This is a genomic window from Plantactinospora siamensis (assembly GCF_042434095.1).
Classification (GTDB): Bacteria; Actinomycetota; Actinomycetes; order Mycobacteriales; family Micromonosporaceae; genus KBS50.
Map to the genome: position 1 here is coordinate 121,840 of NZ_JBHLUE010000004.1, position 17,385 is coordinate 139,224.

Genomic DNA, 17,385 nt, shown 5'->3' on the forward strand with positions numbered 1-17,385 from the left:
CTCCCCTACTGGGCAACCCCGATGGACCGCTAATACCCCGGTGTATACCTTCAGGTAGTAATCCCCGCGATCGAGAGGCAGCTCATGACGCTCCATTCCCGACGGTGGCTGGCCGCCCTGGCCGCCGGCACCCTGACCGCCGGCGCCCCCACCGCTGGCGCCCTCACCGCCGGCGCCCCGACCATCAGTCTGGGCGCCGCGACCGCCGCCGCGACCCGACCGCTCGGCGCCGCGATCGGGTGGCGGCCCTGTCCGGACGCGCCGGCGGCCGACTGCGCCACCCTGCGGGTACCCGTCGACTGGGCCCACCCGGAGGGCGCGACGACCGACCTCGCGCTCGCCCGGCGCCGGGCGACGGATCCGGCGCGCCGCATCGGATCCCTGCTGATCAACACGGGCGGCCCCGGCGGGTCCGGGGTGGCCGACATCATCGACGACTCGAGCGACTTCTCCGCCCTCGTCCGGGCCCGATTCGACCTGGTGTCCTGGGATCCGCGCGGCTTCGGGCTCAGCCACCCCGTCCAATGTGACCCGGAGCTGCTGGCCCACCCGGTGTCCCGCTACCCCACCGACCGGTCGGGCTTCGCGGCTCTCATCCGGTACAACCGGGCGCTCATGACCAGCTGCCGGTCGGCGACCGGCCCGCTCTTCGACCACCTGGACACCGGCTCCACGGCCCGGGACGTCGAGGCGATCCGGGCGGCCCTCGGCGAGGACCGGCTGACCTTCTCCGGGCTCTCCTACGGCACGCTGATCGGCGAGCAGTACGCCGAGCTGTTCCCCGGGCGCATCCGGGCGATGGCGCTGGACAGCGACGAGGACCACAGCGTGGGCGCCACCCGGGCCGCCGTCAGGCTCAGCCGGGCCCTGGAGGGCTCCTTCGACCAGTTCGCCGAGTGGTGCGGACGGACGCCGGCATGCGCGTTGTATCCCCATGACCCGCGAGCGGCTCTGGACCGGGTCTATGCCCGGGCCAGCCGGGGCACCCTTTATGTGCCGGGCGCCCCCGACCAGCGGGTCACCGTCGAGGACCTGGCCGGCGCCCTTCGCGGTGAGCTGACCGGGGTGGGCGGGTGGCCCTCGCTGGCACAGAACCTCCGGACCATCGACGAGGAGCCGGCGGTGACCCAACGGCCCCAGCCGGGACCGGTCGAACCCTGGTCCGCCGAGGAGGCCGCCAAGACCGCCGTCATCTGTGAGGACCACGCCTGGAACGTGGCCGGGTTCGCCGACCTGAGCCGGCTGCGGGAGGCCATGCGGCGGACGGCGCCGCACACCCGGCTGTCGAGCACCGCGATCCAGGACGTCACCGGGTGCCTTGGCTTCCCCGGCCCGGTGCCGAACCCGCAGCACCGGCTGGTCGTCCGCGGCGCGCCCGCACTACTCATGGTCAACAGCCGGTACGACGTGGCCACCCCGTACCCCGGGGCGGTCGACGCCGGCCGGCAGATCGGGCGCAGCGCCGTGCTGCTCACCTACGACGGCGCCTCGCACGCCGACTACGCGGAGACGAGCTGCGTCCGGGCGGCTGTCGACGCGTACCTGATCTCGCTGCGCGCGCCCGGCCCTGGCGCCCACTGCCCGGCCATCTTCCCGGCATAGAATCCGTGGCAGCCACGCGGGGGAGGAACCATGACGACGACCGATGAGCCGGTGGCGACCGGCCCGACCGGGGCGCACCCGGACCATGTCGAGGTGACGTCGCACGAGGAGCTGCGCGAGCTGCTGGGGCAGCCCGGCCGGCGATCGATCACCAAGGAGCGCGCCCGGCTGCACGAGGTTGACCGGCAGTGGATCGGGGCGTCGCCGTTCTGCCTGGTGGCCACGGCCGGCGCGGACGGCGACTGCGACGTCTCACCCAAGGGTGACCCGCCGGGCTTCGCGCTGGTGCTCGACGACACCACCATCGCCATCCCGGAGCGACCCGGCAACCGGCGGGCCGACGGGTTCCACAACATCCTCGACAACCCGCACGTCGGGTTGCTCTTCCTGATCCCGGGCCGCGACGACACGCTGCGGATCAACGGCCGGGCCCGGGTGGTGCGGGACGCGCCCTTCTTCGACCGGATGGTCGTGAAGGGACACCGACCGCAGTTCGCGGTCATCGTGGAGATCGAGCAGGTCTTCTACCACTGCGCCAAGGCGTTCCTGCGCTCCGACCTGTGGCGGCCGGAGAGCTGGGCGCCGGACGCGCTGCCGTCCCGGGCCCGGATCACCAAGGCCGTGCAGCCGGACGAGGACCTCGCCCATCTGGAGCGGCACTACGGGCCGGACTACGTCAAGGGCCTGTATCGCTGAGCGCGGGCCGGGCCGGCGCCCGTCCGCCGAGGGCTCGCCAAGCGCCACGGGTGCGTCCGGTGTTACGCGGACACGCCGGGCGGGATTCGGTCGGCGGCCAGGACAGCCGAGGTGTTCCCGCAGGTGGGACTGTTTATCCGATGTCGAGGGTGGGCCACCCCGGTGCGATCATGTGCTGTCCCCCTCGACCCCTCGGAGGAAGCTCATGCAGCAGCGTCGGCAGGTGGCCCGGGTGGCCCTGTGCGCGGCAGCCACCACGGCCGCTCTCGGCCTCACCACTCCGGGCTGGGCCGGGGCGGTCGGCCCGGTCAAAGCCGCCGACGGCCACAACCCGAAGGGGGACAACGGCACCGTCAAGATCGACGGCGCGCCCCTGGACGACAAGGTGGACAACCAGCCCCACGTCGCCTGCGACTTCGAGATCGAATTCTTCAACTTCGACCTCAACCAGCGCGCCGACATCACCCTGACCGCCCAGCCGCCGTCGGGGACCGGCCAGGTGGTGCTCGCCATCACCAACCGGGTGATCAGCGATGACCCCGCGAGCGGCGCGGAGAACGACCACGACGCGGTCATCCCCCTGTCGGCGAACGACCTGCGGCTGATCGGGCTGGCCGCGCATCCGAAGCAGGGCTATCACCTCCAGCTGACGGTCGAGCTGACCGACGGCCACGGCGCCGGCAAGCACAAGGTCTTCTGGCTCCAGCCGTGCGCCACCGACAACTCCGGCGGCGGCACACCGTCCACCGACAACCCCGGCGGCGGGACCCCGCCCACGGACAACCCGGGCGGCGGGACCCCGCCGACCGACACCCCCGGCTCGGGCGCCCCCACCGGCGGCGCCGGTGGCGGGGGCGGTGACACCGGCGGCGGCTCGCTGCCGATCACCGGTGTCGCGGCCGGCGGCATCGCCCTCGGCGGCACCGCGCTCATCGCCGGCGGAGTGGTCCTCACGCTCGTCCGCCGTCGGCGGATCACCTTCACGAGCTGACCGGCCGGGTCATCCCACGTCAGGCGCCGGCGGCGGCCGGGGCGCCCGGGGCCGGGGCCCCGGGCGCCAGCGGGAGCACCACGGTCAGGAGGCGGCCGTCCCGGTCGGTGCGGGCCGCGGGCGCGATCCGGCGGAGCAGCCCGGGCAGCGCGGGATCACCCGCGGTGGCGTGCCCGACGAGCGCCACGTACCCGTGCCGGCGGGCATGCGTCACCAGCCGGCGGGCCAGCGCCGTGCCGAGCCCGCGCCGCTGCCAGGCGTCCTCCACCAGCAGCCCCGCCTCGGCCAGGTCGCCATCGGCGAGCATCCCGGCCAGCGCCACCACCCGGGGGCCGTCCTCGGCCGGGTCGTCCACCGTGGCCACCAGGCTGGCGCCGCGCGGCGGGTCGAGAAGCCGGCGCAGCTGCCGGTCCGTCGGGCCGGCGGGGTTGAGGTACCGACGCCGGCGGCTGCCGGCCGAGCAGCGGGCGTGCATCCGGCGTACGGCCGGCAGGTCGCTCTCGGCGGCGGCCCGGACCTCGGCCTCGGTCCCGTCGGGCAGCAGCAGGGTGACCCGGTCGACGGCCCGCTCGGCGGCCACGGCCGCGAGGTCGACCATGGCCTGCGCCCGCGCGTACTCGGCCGGGGTGAACCCCGGCGCCGTCCTGGTCACCTCGAAGGATCCGCCGGCCGGGTCGGCCAGCAGCATCGAGCCGTCACCGAACCCGGCGACCGGTGACCCCGGCTCGCCGTTGCGCGCCGTTGGCGATCCCGGCTCGCCGCCGCGGGGCGTCGGTGATGCCGGCTCGCCCCCGCGGGGCGTCGGTGATCCCGGCTCGCCGCCGCGGGGCGCCGGGGGCACCGGCCGCCAGGTGACGTCGGTGGCGCCCAGCAGGTCCCGCAGCGCCACGTCGAGCCGCTCCGGATCCCGCACCAGCCGGCCGGCCAGGGCCAGCGCCCGGGTGGGCTGGTCCATCAGCACCTTGGCATTGCTGCGCGCCACCCAGCAGGCGCGGCCGCGGCCGCGTTCCACGGCGGCCAGCAGATCGGCCTCGGTGAGCCCGTCGGGCGCGTCCACGAGGAAATCGTCCACCGCGCCGGCCTCGGTGGTGTGCACCTGCACGGTGAGGATGTTCACCGAGCGCAGCGCCAGGCTCGCGGTCAGGACGGAGAGATAGCCGGGCCGATCGTCCACGGTCGCCCGGATCCGCCACAGTGCCATCACGGCCTCCTTCCACACCACCGGCAGGGACCGCCGGTGGTCCGGTGGGGGCGACCGCGGGTGCGGCGCGCGCCCACCCAGCTCCAGCTTGCGCCGCCGGTGGGGTTTCCCGGGGCGATATCCGGTGGATAGTCGCCGGATGCCCGTACGGACAAGCGCGGGCATCCGGGATGACGCCCGTGCGGAACCGACCACCCGCCCGCACGGGCGCCCTACCCGGCGGTCCGGGCCACGCCGCCCGGCCCGCGGCGCCACCGCCCACCCCGCGTGGGCGGGCGCCACCGGGTCCGCGACGCCACCGCCCATCCCGCATGGGCGGCGCCGCTCGACCCGGGGCGCTGCCGCCCGGCCCCACCGACCGCGGGCGGCATCCGGCGCCACCTCCACCATCCGCCCCGCCGGCCCGACCCCGGCCGCCCCGGAAGGCGGCCGGCCGTCGCGCCGGCGGCGGCGGTTTCCACCCGGGCCGAGCTGGCCCTGCCGGCCCGGGAGTCGATCAGCGGCCGCCCGCCAGCGGCGGGGCGGTCACCAGGTCCAGCCGGTCGCCGAGGATGACGGCGACGGCCCGGACCAGCTGCGCGATCCGGTCGATCTCGGTGACGTGGAACGCCGCGGCCGGCAGCCCGTCCTCATCGCCGCGGGCCACCACCAGCACCAGACCGGCCCGCCCGAACGGGGCCACCGCGTAGTGCCAGCCGTCCGCGCCCTCGCAGGCGCGGGCCCGCAGCGGCGTCACGGCGGGCAGCCGCGGCGGATCGGGCACCCGCCAGCTGCCGTACGCGAGCGCCGGCTCGGCCCCGCCGCCGCCCGGCACCGCGTCCAGGTGCCGGCTCGCCCAGTCGGCCGGTACGACCGCCACGGCGGCCCAGTCGGCGGCCAGCAGCCCCGGCACGGCGTCGACCAGCGTGCCGAGCCCGTCCACCCGGTTGGCCGCCACCTGCGCCAGCAGCTCCGCGTCCGCCCCGCCGCCGGTCGGCGCGCCGACCGCCCGCCACACCCCGATCACGTGCACGCCGGGGATGGCCCCGAGGCCGGCGAGCAGCCGCTCCACCCGGATGCTGCCCGGCCAGACGACCGTGAAGTCGTCGACGGCGCGGCCCGCCAACCGCTCCAGCACCACCACCTGCACGATGTCGGCCCCGGACACGCCCATCGTGCGGGCCACCTGGCCGAGCGTGCCGGGCCGGTCGGGCAGGCTCACCCGAAGTCGCAACACCATGTCGTCCCCTTCCGCGGTCCGCCCCCGCGACCGCTGAAACCCACCCTGCCCGGTGACCGTTTCGTTCCTGTTGCACGGAGGTGTCCCAGCCGCAAAGCCTGGGGCCGGTCCACGCCGCGGCGTCCGGGCCATTCGACAGGTGGGTGAAGATCACGCCGGGTTGACACGGCGGCCCGGCTGACATCAACTGTCCGGATGGATGATCAGGCGGCCGGCTCCCCCGCCGGGCTCGATCTGGCCCGGCTCGCCGGCCACCTGCGCGAGCACCGGCCGGACCTGCTGGCCGGGCCGCTGCGGGCCGAGCTGATCGCCGGCGGCAGGTCCAACCTCACCTATCTGGTCTCGGCCGGCGACCGGGAGTTCGTGCTGCGCCGGCCGCCGCTCGGCCACGTGCTCGCCACCGCCCACGACATGGCGCGGGAACACCGGGTGATCTCATGCTTGGCGGGCACCGCCGTGCCGGTGCCGGAGGCCCTGCTGCTCTGTGCGGATCCGGCGGTCCTCGGCGCGCCGTTCTACCTGATGAGCCGGGTGCCCGGAACCGTGTTCCGGACCCGGCGGCAGACCGACCGGCTCACCGACGGGCAGCGGCGCGAGCTGGCGATGACCATGATGGACACGCTCGCCGCACTGCACCGGGTGCCGCCCGAGGCGGTGGGGTTGGCCGACTTCGGCCGCCCGGAGGGTTTCCTCGCCCGGCAGGTACGGCGGTGGGGCGGGCAGCTCGACCGCTCCCGCAGCCGACCCCTGCCCGGCATCGACGAGCTGCGCGACCGGCTGGCGGCCACCGTGCCGGCCGAGCGCCCGGGCCGGATCGTGCACGGCGACTACCGGCTGGACAACCTGCTGGCCGATGCCGAGCCGGTGGCCGTGCGGGCCGTGCTGGACTGGGAGATGGCCACCCTGGGGGACCCCCTCACCGATCTCGGCCTGCTGCTGACGTACTGGGACGTGCTCGGCGACAGCGACCTGGCCGCCGGCAACGCGGTGGCCGACGGGCTCGGGCCGCGGGCCGGCTTCCCGACCGGCGCCGAGCTGATCGACCGGTACGCGGACCGGGCCGGCGCCGACGTCGGGCCGCTGGACTGGCACGTGGCGCTCGGCTGTTTCAAGCTCGCGGTGATCTGCGAGGGCATCCACTACCGGCACACGCTCGGGCAGACCCTCGGCGAGGGCTTCGACCGGATCGGCCAGCTCGTGCCGCCGCTGGTCGAGCGCGGGCTGGCCAGGATCGGAGAACGCTAGATGGACTTCGGCTTCGACGCGCGGACGGCCGAGCTGCACGAGGCGCTCACCGCGTTCCTCGACGAACGGATCTACCCGGCCGAGCGGGTGCACGCCGAGCAGGTGGCCGCGGCCGGCGACCCGTGGCACCGCCCACCGGTCATGGCCGAGCTCACCGCCGAGGCCCGCCGGCGCGGGCTGTGGAACCTGTTCCTGCCCGACCCGCGGTACGGCGCCGGCCTCACCAACCTGCAGTACGCGCCGCTGGCCGAGCTGACCGGGCGCAGCCCGCACCTCGCGCCGGAGGCGCTCAACTGCGCCGCTCCGGACACCGGCAACATGGAGCTGCTGGCCGAGTTCAGCTCGGACGCTCAGCGCGAGCGCTGGCTGCGCCCGCTGCTGGACGCCGAGATCCGCTCGGCGTTCTGCATGACCGAGCCCGAGGTGGCCTCCTCGGACGCCACCAACATCGCCACCCGGATCACCCGGGACGGCGACGGGTACGTCGTCAACGGCCGCAAGTGGTGGTCCTCCGGCGCGATGGACCCGCGCTGCGAGATCCTCATCGTGATGGGCAAGACGGACCCGTCCGCCGAGCGGCACCGGCAGCAGAGCATGGTGCTGGTCCCCCGGGACACCCCGGGCGTGACGGTGCGGCGCGGGATGACGGTGTTCGGCTACACCGACGCGCCGCACGGTGGGCACGCCGAGGTGGTCTTCGACGACGTACGGGTGCCCGCCGCGAACCTCATCGGCGGCGAGGGTGACGGGTTCGCCATCGCCCAGGCCCGGCTCGGGCCCGGCCGGATCCACCACTGCATGCGGCTGATCGGGATGGCCGAGCGGGCGCTGGAGCTGCTCTGCCGGCGGGTCTCCACGCGGATCGCGTTCGGCCGGACGCTGGCCGAGCAGGGCGTGGTGCGGGACTGGATCGCCGAGTCCCGGGTGCGCATCGAGCAGGCCCGGCTGCTGGTGCTCAAGACCGCCTGGCTGATGGACACGGTCGGCAACCGGGGCGCGCACACCGAGATCCAGGCCATCAAGATCGGTACGCCGGCCATGGCCGAGTGGGTGATCGACAAGGCGATCCAGGCGCACGGCGGGGCCGGGGTCAGCCAGGACACCCCGCTCGCCGCGCTCTGGGCCCAGGCCCGCACGCTGCGCCTGGCCGACGGCCCCGACGAGGTCCACCGGGCCTCGCTGGCCAGGCGCGAACTGCGCCGCTGGGCCGCGCCGGACTGACCACCCTCGCGGGCGCGAGCCGTTAAGAAGGGGCCCTTCCTATACCGGAAACGATAAGAAGGGGCCCTTCCTTGCGCCTCAGGCGGAGGCGCGGGGCACCACGTGCGTGTCGAGCAGCACGTACGGGGTGGACAGGTCGTCGCCGCGGATCAGCGACACCAGCAGCCGGGCCATCCGCCGGCCCATCTCCTCGACCGGCTGGAAGACCGTGGTGAGCGGCGGGTCGGCCTGGCGCGCGATCGGCGAGTCCTCGAAGCCGACCAGGGCCACGTCCTCCGGCACCTGCCGGCCGGACTCCCGCAGCACCCGCAGCGCGCCGCAGGCCATCAGGTCGGAGGCCGCGAACACGGCGTCCAGCTCCGGGTCCGTTTCGAGCAGCGTACGCATCGCGGCCGCGCCGCTGGTCTCGCTGAAGTCGCCGTACGCGATGCGGTGCTCCGGGACCTGCTCGCCGGCCGCCTCGATCGCCGCGCGATAGCCGGCGAGCCGGGCGAGGCCGGCGCCCATGTCCTGCGGGCCGGCGATGGTGGCCACCCGGCGGCGACCCCGGCCGAGCAGGTATTCGACGGCCTGGCGGGCGCCGCCGACGTTGTCCACGTCGACGAAGTACGCGGGCGGGGCGCCGGGCTGCAGCATCCAGGCCGGCCGGCCGCCGAGCACGGCGGGCAGCCCGCGCTGCTGCAGCAGCGCGGGCAGCGGGTCGTCGTCGTGCAGCGACAGCAGCAGCACGCCGTCGACGTGCTGGCTGGTGAGGTGGTGCTCCATCCGCTCCCGCTCGGCCGGCGACTGCGCCATGGCCAGCCAGAGCTGCAACGGCGTCTCGAGCAGCCCGGAGCTGATGCCCCGGACGATGCCCGCGAAGAAGGGCTCGCCGAACACCCGGTCGCCGGACTCGGACACCACCAGCGCCACCGAGTCGGTGCGCTGGGTGACCAGCGCCCGCGCGGCGCGGTTCGGCACGTACCCCAGTTCGTCGATCGCGGCCTGCACGGCGGCCCGGGCCTCCGGGCTGACCTGTGGGGACCCGTTCACGACCCGGGAGACCGTGCCGCGACCCACGCCCGCCCGTGCCGCCACCGCGTCCAGTGTCGGCCGCCCGAGCGAGCGGCTTCGCGTAACCATCGTCCTGTGCTCCTTGCGACGTCGGCCTTCCCGGCGTCGGTCCGCACCGCGCCGTCAACGCCGGCCGGATCGGCGCCCGGCGTCGCTACCCTGCCGCCAGGCCGTTGTGCCGGATCACGTCGGCATACCACCTGGCGCTGGACTTGGGGATGCGGCGCTGACTGGAAAAGTCGACGTACGTGATGCCGAACCGCTTGGTGTACCCCCACGCCCACTCGAAATTATCCAGCAGAGACCAGAGGAAGTACCCGCGGAGTGGGACACCGGCCGAAATGGCGTCGTGGCATGCTCGCAGGTGGGCGTCGATGAAGGCCGACCGGTCCGGATCGTCCACCTCGTCGCCGACCAGCTTGTCGACGAAGGCGGCCCCGTTCTCGGTGATATAGAGCGGCACGTCCGTGTAGTCGCGGTGCACCCGCCGCAGCGTCTCGTCCAGGCCCGGGGCGTCGATCTCCCAGTCCATGTCGGTGACCGGGAGGCCGCGGGTGACGAACCGGACCGACTCGCTGCCCGGCCAGGTGGCGTCGCCGGGCTGGTCCGTCCCGTCGGCGCCCGGCTCGGGGGCGGCCACCACGTGCCGGCTGTAGTAGTTGATGCCCAGCATCGACAGCGGGGTGGCGATGGTGGCCAGGTCGCCGTCCCGGACGTGCCGGAAGTCGCTGACCTCGCGCAGGTCGGCCCGAATGTCCTCGGGGTATTCGCCGCGCAGCAGCGGGTCCAGGAAGATCCGGTTGGACAGGCCGTCGATCCGGCGGGCCGCGTCGGCGTCCGCCTCGCTGTCGGTGGCCGGCGAGACCGCGTACAGGTTGAGCGTGACGGCGAAGTTGTTCTCCGGCCGGGCCTCGCGCATGGCCTGCACGGCCAGGCCGTGCCCGAGCATCAGGTGGTGCGCGGCGCGGACCGAGGCCGCGCCGTCGGACCGGCCCGGGGCGTGTACGCCGGAGCCGTAGCCGAGGAACGCCGAGCACCACGGCTCGTTGAGGGTGGTCCAGTTCCGCACCCGGTCGCCGAGGGCGTCGTGGGTGAGCGCGGCGTACTCGGCGAACCGCTCGGCCGTGTCCCGCTCCGGCCAGCCGCCGGCGTCCTCCAGCTCCTGCGGCAGGTCCCAGTGGTAGAGCGTGGCCCACGGCTCGATCCCGTGCTCCAGCAGGTCGTCCACGAGCCGCCGGTAGAAGTCCAGGCCGGCCTGGTTGGCCGGGCCGCGGCCGCCGGGCTGCACCCGGGGCCAGGCGATCGAGAACCGGTATGCGGTGAGCCCCAGCTCCGCCATCAGCCGTACGTCGTCGGCGTACCTGCGGTAGTGGTCGCAGGCCACGTCGCCGGTGTGCCCCTCGACCACGCGGCCGGGGGTGTGGCTGAAGGTGTCCCAGATCGACGGGGTCCGGCCGTCCTCCGCCACCGCGCCCTCGATCTGGTAGGCCGCCGTGGCGGTCCCCCAACGAAAGCCGGACGGGAAGGTGAGCCGGGGCTCCGCGCCGAGCAAGGGCACGCGCTGATCGGTCGCTGGGTTCGTCACCACCTGAGGGTGCCGGTCCGCGCCGCACACCGTCAAGACTTCTTTGGGAGCGTTCCCATTCCGTGATCCTGATCGACTGTCATCACAGTGCTGTGCGAGCGCGCTTGCGGAAACCGGTTGGTCAGCTCATCCGGCGGGCCAGCGTGGTGGCCCGGGTGGCGTCGAAGGCGGCCGGATCGAAGGCCCGACCGACCCAGCCGAGCATGGCGGAGTGCTCCGGATCGTCCCGGTCGGCCAGCGCCGCGAGGAACCGCCGGTATCCGTACGGACCGCCGACGTCCTCCGGCGGCCCGGACCGTTCCCCGCCCAGGCAGAGCGGGTAGCGCTCGTCCGGATCGGCGGCGAACACGTCCTCCACCGTCACGTCGTGCTGCCACCAGTCGCCGAAGTCGTACGTGTAGTGGAACCGGCTGCCCTTGCCGGCCACCGCGTCCAGCCGGTGGTCCAGCTCGTCCCGCAGCACCAGCTCGCCGTCCGGATCGGGTACGCCGTACGACACCCCGTCGATCTCGAAGGAGTGCAGGTGGCAGTCCTGCCAGCCGAAGACGTGCTGGAACACCCGGTGTACCCGGTCCAGCGTGTAGCCGCCGGGGATCTGCACCCGGCGCCAGACCGGCGGCGAGACCTCCGCGAGGGACACCCGGAGCTGGTAGATGTGACGCGGCATGTCCCCCGCCCCCTTGGCATAGGCTCCCCGCATGATCTGCCGCGCGTGCCGGGAGCGCCGACACGACGACTGCCGGGGGGCCAACTGGTGCGACTGCCAGCACCGTACCCCCGTACCCGCGCCACCGGTCACCGGTCCGGCCAGCGAATGACACCGGTGGCGGAGATCCGACGGATCTGGCCGGAACCGTCGACCGGCGGCCTGGACGACGCGGGGATCCTCGCCGGGTACGGCCGACCGGCCCGGCCCGCGCTGCGGGTCAACTTCGTCACCAGCCTGGACGGGGCGGTCGAGCTGGCCGGATACTCGGCCGGGCTCTCCCCGCCGGCCGACCGCCGGGTCCTGCCGCTGCTGCGCCGGCTCGCCGACGCCGTGGTGGTGGCGGCAGGCACGCTGCGGGCCGAGGGCTACGGCGGGCTACGGCTGGGTGAGGCGGGCCGAGCGTGGCGGCGGGAAAACGGCCTGCCCGAGCAGCCCACCCTGGTCGTGGTGTCCGGATCAGCCCGGTTCGCGCCCACCGACCCGATCTTCGCCGACGCTCCGGTCCGGCCCGTGCTGCTCACCCGGGCCGACGCGGCGGTGCCGGCCGGGCTGGACGAGGTGGCCGACATCCTGCGCCTCGGGCACGGCACGGTGGACCTCGCGGCCGGCCTGGCCGCGCTCCGCTCCCGCGGGCTGGCCCAGCTGCTCTGCGAGGGCGGACCGCTGCTGTTCGGCTCACTCACCGCGGCCGACCTCGTCGACGAGCTGTGCCTCACCGTCAGCCCGCTGCTGGCCGGCCCGGGCGCCGGGCGGATCACCGCGGGCCCGCCCGCGCCGCCGCGCGGGATGGCCCTGCGGCAGGCGCTCGCGGCCCCCGACGGCACCCTGCTCCTCCACTACCGCCGACACCGGGACGGTTGAAAGGAAGGGCCCCTTCTTATCGCTTTTTGTATAGGAAGGGGCCCTTCCTAACATGTCGATCACCGCCGGCGCGCCGGGTGAGAGGTGGGCCGCGATCCGGCGAGGGATGGACGAGCGGCCTTCGCCTCCTGTTACCTTAGGCTTGCCTTATAACAGTGCACCCCGAGAGGCAAAGCGGATGAACCTCACCGAGGTCCGCGTCGGCGGCACCGCGCTGCTGAGCGCCGTGCGCGCTCCCCGCGAGCTGCGCCGCCGGCTGCTTGAGCTGGGTTTCGTGCCCGGACGCGGCATTCGCGTACTGGGCCGGGGAGCGACCGGCGGGCTGCTGCTGGCGCTCGGAGATGCCCGGCTGGCCCTGGACGTCGAGGCCTGCCGGGCGGTGCTCGTGTCGCCGGCGCCGGTGCCGGCCTGATGCCGCGCACCCGCCCGGCCAGCGCCACCACCCGCCCGGCCAGCGCCACCACCCGCCCGGCCAGCGCCACCACCCGGCCGGCCAGCGCGGCCACCGACCCGGCCAGCGCGGCCACCCACCCGGCCAGCGCCACGACCACCGGCGCGGCGCGGGGTCGGCCGGCGCCGTGCTGCGAGCCGGTCCTGGAGACCCTGCCGCCGGCCGAGCCGGTCGGCTCGCGCCCCGGGCACCTCGGCCGGATCGCCCTGGTGGGCAACCCGAACGTGGGCAAGTCCACGCTGTTCAACGCGCTGACCGGGGCCCGGCAGCACGTCGGTAACTGGCCCGGCAAGACCGTGCATGTGGCCACCGGCACCTGGCGGCTGCCCGGGCACACGGTCGAGGTGGTCGACCTGCCCGGGACGTACAGCCTGCTGCCGGCCTCGCCCGACGAGCAGCTCACCCGCGACCTGCTGGTGGACCGCGGCCTGACGGGCCGCCCGGAGCTGGCCGTGGTGGTGCTGGACGCGGCGAACCTGGCCCGCAACCTGTACCTGCTGGCGCACGTGCTGGCCACCGACATCCCGGTGGTGGTGGCGCTGACCATGGCCGACGTGGCGGAACACCGGGGCATCGGGATCGACCCGGCGGCGCTGGCCGGCCGGCTCGGCGTACCGGTGGTGCCGGTCGTGCCCCGGCGCCGGCAGGGCGGCGCGGAGCTGGGCGCGGCCGTGGTGTCCGCGCTGACCGCGGCCGGCCCGGCCCGCCGACCCGACCCGGTCGACCTCGGTGGGGCCGTACAGGACGCGGTGGCCGAGCTGACCGCCGAGCTGGCCACCCGGCCCTCGGTGGCCGGCCGGTTCCCGGCCCGGTGGCTGGCGCTGCAACTGCTCGCCGACGGCCCGGACAGCGACCATCTGGCGGCGCTGCCGCCGGACACCCGCGCCGAGCTGGCCACCCTGGAGCCCCGGCTGGCCGAGCTGCGCCAGCGGATGCTGGCCGACGAGCCGGCCGGACCGGCGGGCGGGCCGGCCGCACCGGCGGGCGGGCCGGCCGCACCGGCAGGCGGGCCGGCCGCACCGGCAGGCGACGCGGGCCTCGACGACCTGGCCGACATCGGCGACCTCGACGACCTCGACGTCGAGACACTGGTGGCCGAGCGCCGGTACGGCTGGGTGCACGAGGTGGTGACCGCCGCGGTACGCCGCAGCGGGGCCGGCGGCGTCACCTGGTCGGACCGGATCGACCGGGTGCTCACCTCCCGCTGGCTGGGATTGCCGGCCTTCCTGCTGGTGATGTGGGGGGTCTTCGTCGCCACCACCCGGGTGGCCGCGCCGCTGCAGGCGGGCCTGCAGGCCCTGCTGGACGGCCCGGCCCGGGACGGGACGTCCTGGCTGCTGGACTCCGTCGGCGTGGGGGCCCGCGGCTTCCTCGGCCGGCTGGTGCTGGACGGGTTGGTCTCCGGCGTCGGGCAGTTGCTCACCTTCGTACCGCTGATGGCCATCATGTTCGTGCTGCTGGCGCTGCTGGAGGACTCCGGCTACATGGCGCGGGCGGCGTTCGTGGTGGACCGCTTCATGCGGCTGATCGGCCTGCCCGGCCGGGCGTTCCTGCCGCTGGTCGTCGGCTTCGGCTGCAACGTGCCGGCCGTGGCCGGCACCCGGATCCTCGGCGACACCCGGCAGCGCCTGCTCACCGGGCTACTCGTGCCATACGTCACCTGCAGCGCCCGGCTGACCGTGTACGTGCTGCTGGCGAACATCTTCTTCGGCAGCGCAGCCGGCACGGTGGTCTTTGGGATGTACGTGCTGTCCATCGCGCTCATCATCGGCATCGGGCTGGCGCTGCGCCGGACGCTGTTCCGGGGACACACCCGGGAGGCGATGGTGCTGGAGCTGCCGCCGTACCGTCGGCCCACGATGCGGGTGATCGGCGCGCAGACCTGGCAGAAGCTGGCCGGCTTCCTGCGGACCGCCAGCGGAATCATCGTGGCCACCGTTACCGCCGTCTGGCTGCTCTCCTCGATCTCCGTCGGCGCCGCCGCGGCGGGCGAGAGCCCGGTCCGGCACAGCCTGTACGGCGTGACCGCGAACGCCGTGGCCCCGGTCTTCGCCCCGGCCGGGTACGCCGACTGGCACGCCTCCTCGGCGCTGATCACCGGCTTCGTGGCCAAGGAGGCCGTGGTGGCCACCTTCGCGCAGACGTACAGCGCCGCCGAACCGGCCGACCTGCACCACGCGGGCGGGCTGGGCGACCGGCTGGGGGCCACCTTCCAGGCCACCTCGCACGGGCACACCGGCGCGGCCGTGCTGGCGTTCATGGTGTTCCTGCTCGCATACACGCCCTGCATGGCCACGGTCGCCGCGCAGCGGCACGAGATCGGCACGAGGTGGACGCTGATCGGCATGGGCATCCAGTTCGTCGTGGCCTGGGTGCTGTCGGTGGCCGTCTTCCAGGTGGGGAGCCTGCTGTGGTGACAGCGGCGCCGGCGCGGAGCCCGCTGTGGTGAGCGCCTCGCCGCTGCGGCGGGTGCTCGCCGAGATCCGCGCGGCCGAGCGCGGCGGGGTGAGCCTGGACGACGTGGCCCGGCGGGTCGGGGTCGGCCGGGACGAAATCGACTCGATGGTCGACTACTGGGTCCGCAAGGGACGGCTCACGGTCGAGGAGATCGGTCGCGGCTGCCCGAGCGGCGGCTGCGGCGGCTGCTCGTCCGGCAAGGGCGGCTCGCCGGGCTGCGGCACGCCGACCGCCGGCGGCCCGGTCCTGCTCGGCATCACCATCGCCCGCCGCCCGGGAACGGACGGGTGATGGGCGACCATCCGTCGATGCCCCGGCACTACCTGCCGCCGGGTACGCCGCTGCCCCCGGATACGCCGCAACGTCTCGACACGCCGCGGCCCGGCCACGGAACCATCTTCGTTCACCTGAAGGACATCGGTACGTCGACGCCGGAGATCGTGTGGGCCGCCAGCTGGCAGGACCCGTTCGAATCGCCGGGCCCGAACGGCGAACCGGCCGGCATCGAGGAGGTCGAGGGAACCCGCGAGGACGTGCTGGCCTGGGTACGACGACGGCCCGCAGCCGCCTTCTACCTGCTCAGCGAGCCGGGGCCGGTACCGTTGCCGGACCGGGACGACGATGTCGTACTGGATGCGACGCGCCTTGAGCGGCCCCGTCCCTGCCGATTCGGCGAGTGATCCGCACGAGCGACCGTTCCAGTCCGCACGCCGAAAGGCACCACGGTCGCCCGCGCTGAGCGGGACCGGCGCGCCGATCCGCGCTGGGCAGTCGACATGCTCCCGAGCGGTAGATTCGAGCCCATGCCACACGAACGGATCACGGTCGACCCGGGCCGGATGGGCGGAGTGCCCTGCATCCGGGATACCCGGGTGACCGCCACCGCGGTACTGGGTCAGCTCGCCGCCGGTAGGTCCGTCGCCGAGGTCTTGGCCGACTACCCCTACCTCGACCGCGACGATGTCCTCGCGGTCGAGGGATTTGCCGCCGTTGCGATGCAGGAGCGAGAGCTTCCCCTCTCACCACCAACCGCCGCATGAAGCCGCTGGTAGATGCCAATCTTTCCCCGAAATCTAAGCCACCGACTGTGCGGCGACGGCGGCCAGCACCGACGCCTCGGATGAGCCGTCGAGCAGTCGTACCTCGTTGTCGGGATTACGCCGGGTGGCGCGGACGGTGATCGTACGCAGCCGGCGGTCCTCGATGGCGCAGTCCAGCAGCAACCCGTCGAGATGCCGGCCCGTCATCCGGGGCCAGTCGAACACCAGGTTGCCGAGGCTGTAGCAGATCGGCCGGCCGGCGTACGTCTCGATGCCGCCGATCGAGTGCGGGCCGTGCCCCATGATCAGGTCAGCCCCGGCGTCGACGGCGGCCCGGCCAATCTGCCGCTGGTAGTGGCACGGCGGCTGATCCGCCACACCCCAGTGGCACGAGACCACCAGCACGTCGCACCGATCCCGCAGCGCCGCCACGTCGGTCACCAACCGGGCGAGCTGGTCCGGGTACGCCTCGGTGAGCACCGTCGGCGGCCGGCCCGGCACCTCGGCCACGCGCGGATCCGGGATGTACGAGGTGGTCGCGCGGATCGTCGCCACACCCGGCGTCCCGGGCCCGGCGGCATGGCCGTACGGAAAGGCGATCGAGGTGTACGCGAGGAAACCGAACCGGGTCCCGTCGCGCTCGATGAGCAACGGCCGGTACGCGGAGTCCAGATCCGGGCCGGCGCCGCAGTGCCCGATGCGGGCGGCGTCCAGCGCCGACAGGCTCGCCAGCATCGCCCCGGCCGGGTAGGTGACGTTGTTGGCGCAGCTCACGCCGTCGATGCGGGCTGTGACAAGCGCCTCGACCATCCGTGGATCGGAGTGGCTCCAGCCGGGCTTGTGCGGAATGTCGACCCCGTCGATGGACGGCGCCGCCAGCGCGCCCTCCAGGTTGACGAACCGTACGTCGGCCGGCTCGAACACCTGCCGCAGTCCCGCGAACGCCTTCGCCGGATCGCGCCGGCCCTGGATGTTGACGTCCCCGCCGAGCACCATCCGCTGTCGCACTTGCCGACCCTAGCGACAGGCACTCGGGGCGGACCGCCCCGCAACG

The 17,385-nt window shown here is 74.4% G+C and carries 17 protein-coding genes; 11 read left to right on the plus strand and 6 right to left on the minus strand.

The window, feature by feature from the left end:
- Positions 1 to 84: 84 nt before the first annotated feature.
- The 3 genes from ACFFHU_RS05480 (at position 85) to ACFFHU_RS05490 (ending at position 3,289) form a co-directional block, all read left to right on the plus strand.
- Complete coding sequence (locus tag ACFFHU_RS05480; protein WP_377336361.1) at positions 85 to 1,602, plus strand: alpha/beta fold hydrolase; 1,518 nt, start codon at positions 85 to 87, stop codon at positions 1,600 to 1,602.
- Between the two features lie 30 nt (positions 1,603 to 1,632).
- A complete protein-coding gene (locus ACFFHU_RS05485) occupies positions 1,633 to 2,298 on the plus strand; it encodes a pyridoxamine 5'-phosphate oxidase family protein (RefSeq protein ID WP_377336363.1) in 666 nt (221 codons plus the stop codon).
- 205 nt (positions 2,299 to 2,503) lie between these two features.
- Positions 2,504 to 3,289 carry a hypothetical protein gene (locus tag ACFFHU_RS05490; RefSeq protein WP_377336365.1) on the plus strand — a complete coding sequence of 262 codons (786 nt, stop codon included), beginning with the start codon at positions 2,504 to 2,506 and terminating at the stop codon, positions 3,287 to 3,289.
- A 19-nt stretch (positions 3,290 to 3,308) separates the two neighbouring features.
- Here the strand turns inward: ACFFHU_RS05490 and ACFFHU_RS05495 are convergent, their stop codons facing one another.
- Complete coding sequence (locus ACFFHU_RS05495; protein WP_377336367.1) at positions 3,309 to 4,490, minus strand: GNAT family N-acetyltransferase; 1,182 nt, start codon at positions 4,488 to 4,490, stop codon at positions 3,309 to 3,311.
- Between the two features lie 496 nt (positions 4,491 to 4,986).
- A complete protein-coding gene (locus tag ACFFHU_RS05500) occupies positions 4,987 to 5,709 on the minus strand; it encodes an ACT domain-containing protein (RefSeq protein WP_377336369.1) in 723 nt (240 codons plus the stop codon).
- A 195-nt stretch (positions 5,710 to 5,904) separates the two neighbouring features.
- Between ACFFHU_RS05500 and ACFFHU_RS05505 the strand changes: the two genes are divergently transcribed.
- Both ACFFHU_RS05505 and ACFFHU_RS05510 read left to right on the plus strand, forming a co-directional pair.
- The gene (locus ACFFHU_RS05505; RefSeq protein WP_377336371.1) at positions 5,905 to 6,954 is read left to right on the plus strand and encodes a phosphotransferase family protein; all 1,050 of its coding nucleotides are present in this window, start codon (positions 5,905 to 5,907) and stop codon (positions 6,952 to 6,954) included.
- Entirely contained in the window at positions 6,955 to 8,175 is a 1,221-nt protein-coding gene (locus ACFFHU_RS05510) for an acyl-CoA dehydrogenase family protein (RefSeq protein ID WP_377336373.1), read from the plus strand. It abuts the gene before it with no gap.
- 78 nt (positions 8,176 to 8,253) lie between these two features.
- Here the strand turns inward: ACFFHU_RS05510 and ACFFHU_RS05515 are convergent, their stop codons facing one another.
- The 3 genes from ACFFHU_RS05515 to ACFFHU_RS05525 all read right to left on the minus strand — a co-directional run bounded on the left by ACFFHU_RS05515 (position 8,254) and on the right by ACFFHU_RS05525 (position 11,480).
- Positions 8,254 to 9,297, minus strand: coding sequence for a LacI family DNA-binding transcriptional regulator (locus ACFFHU_RS05515; RefSeq protein WP_377336375.1), 1,044 nt, complete (start codon positions 9,295 to 9,297; stop codon positions 8,254 to 8,256).
- 85 nt (positions 9,298 to 9,382) lie between these two features.
- Positions 9,383 to 10,813 carry a GH1 family beta-glucosidase gene (locus ACFFHU_RS05520; protein ID WP_377336377.1) on the minus strand — a complete coding sequence of 477 codons (1,431 nt, stop codon included), beginning with the start codon at positions 10,811 to 10,813 and terminating at the stop codon, positions 9,383 to 9,385.
- A gap of 121 nt (positions 10,814 to 10,934) precedes the next feature.
- Positions 10,935 to 11,480 carry a plasmid pRiA4b ORF-3 family protein gene (locus tag ACFFHU_RS05525; RefSeq protein WP_377336379.1) on the minus strand — a complete coding sequence of 182 codons (546 nt, stop codon included), beginning with the start codon at positions 11,478 to 11,480 and terminating at the stop codon, positions 10,935 to 10,937.
- Positions 11,481 to 11,627: 147 nt separating this feature from the next.
- Here ACFFHU_RS05525 and ACFFHU_RS05530 point away from each other — a divergent pair, with 147 nt between their 5' ends.
- From ACFFHU_RS05530 to ACFFHU_RS05555, 6 genes are all read left to right on the plus strand, one after another.
- Complete coding sequence (locus ACFFHU_RS05530) at positions 11,628 to 12,383, plus strand: pyrimidine reductase family protein (RefSeq protein ID WP_377337245.1); 756 nt, start codon at positions 11,628 to 11,630, stop codon at positions 12,381 to 12,383.
- Between the two features lie 178 nt (positions 12,384 to 12,561).
- On the plus strand, positions 12,562 to 12,795 hold the full coding sequence (locus ACFFHU_RS05535) for a FeoA domain-containing protein (RefSeq protein WP_377336381.1): 234 nt from the start codon (positions 12,562 to 12,564) through the stop codon (positions 12,793 to 12,795).
- Positions 12,795 to 15,251: a ferrous iron transport protein B gene (gene feoB / locus ACFFHU_RS05540; RefSeq protein WP_377336382.1), complete on the plus strand. Its 2,457-nt coding sequence runs from the start codon at positions 12,795 to 12,797 to the stop codon at positions 15,249 to 15,251. Before ACFFHU_RS05535 ends, feoB begins: the two co-directional genes overlap by 1 nt.
- Before the next feature lie 28 nt (positions 15,252 to 15,279).
- Positions 15,280 to 15,582, plus strand: a complete 303-nt coding sequence (locus tag ACFFHU_RS05545) for a FeoC-like transcriptional regulator (protein ID WP_377336385.1) — start codon at positions 15,280 to 15,282, stop codon at positions 15,580 to 15,582.
- A complete protein-coding gene (locus tag ACFFHU_RS05550) occupies positions 15,582 to 15,971 on the plus strand; it encodes a hypothetical protein (RefSeq protein WP_377336387.1) in 390 nt (129 codons plus the stop codon). The genes ACFFHU_RS05545 and ACFFHU_RS05550 overlap by 1 nt, the downstream gene beginning before the upstream one ends.
- A gap of 123 nt (positions 15,972 to 16,094) precedes the next feature.
- Positions 16,095 to 16,331 carry a DUF433 domain-containing protein gene (locus ACFFHU_RS05555; RefSeq protein WP_377336389.1) on the plus strand — a complete coding sequence of 79 codons (237 nt, stop codon included), beginning with the start codon at positions 16,095 to 16,097 and terminating at the stop codon, positions 16,329 to 16,331.
- A 33-nt stretch (positions 16,332 to 16,364) separates the two neighbouring features.
- Here the strand turns inward: ACFFHU_RS05555 and ACFFHU_RS05560 are convergent, their stop codons facing one another.
- Positions 16,365 to 17,339, minus strand: a complete 975-nt coding sequence (locus ACFFHU_RS05560) for a CapA family protein (protein ID WP_377336391.1) — start codon at positions 17,337 to 17,339, stop codon at positions 16,365 to 16,367.
- Positions 17,340 to 17,385 lie beyond the last annotated feature (46 nt).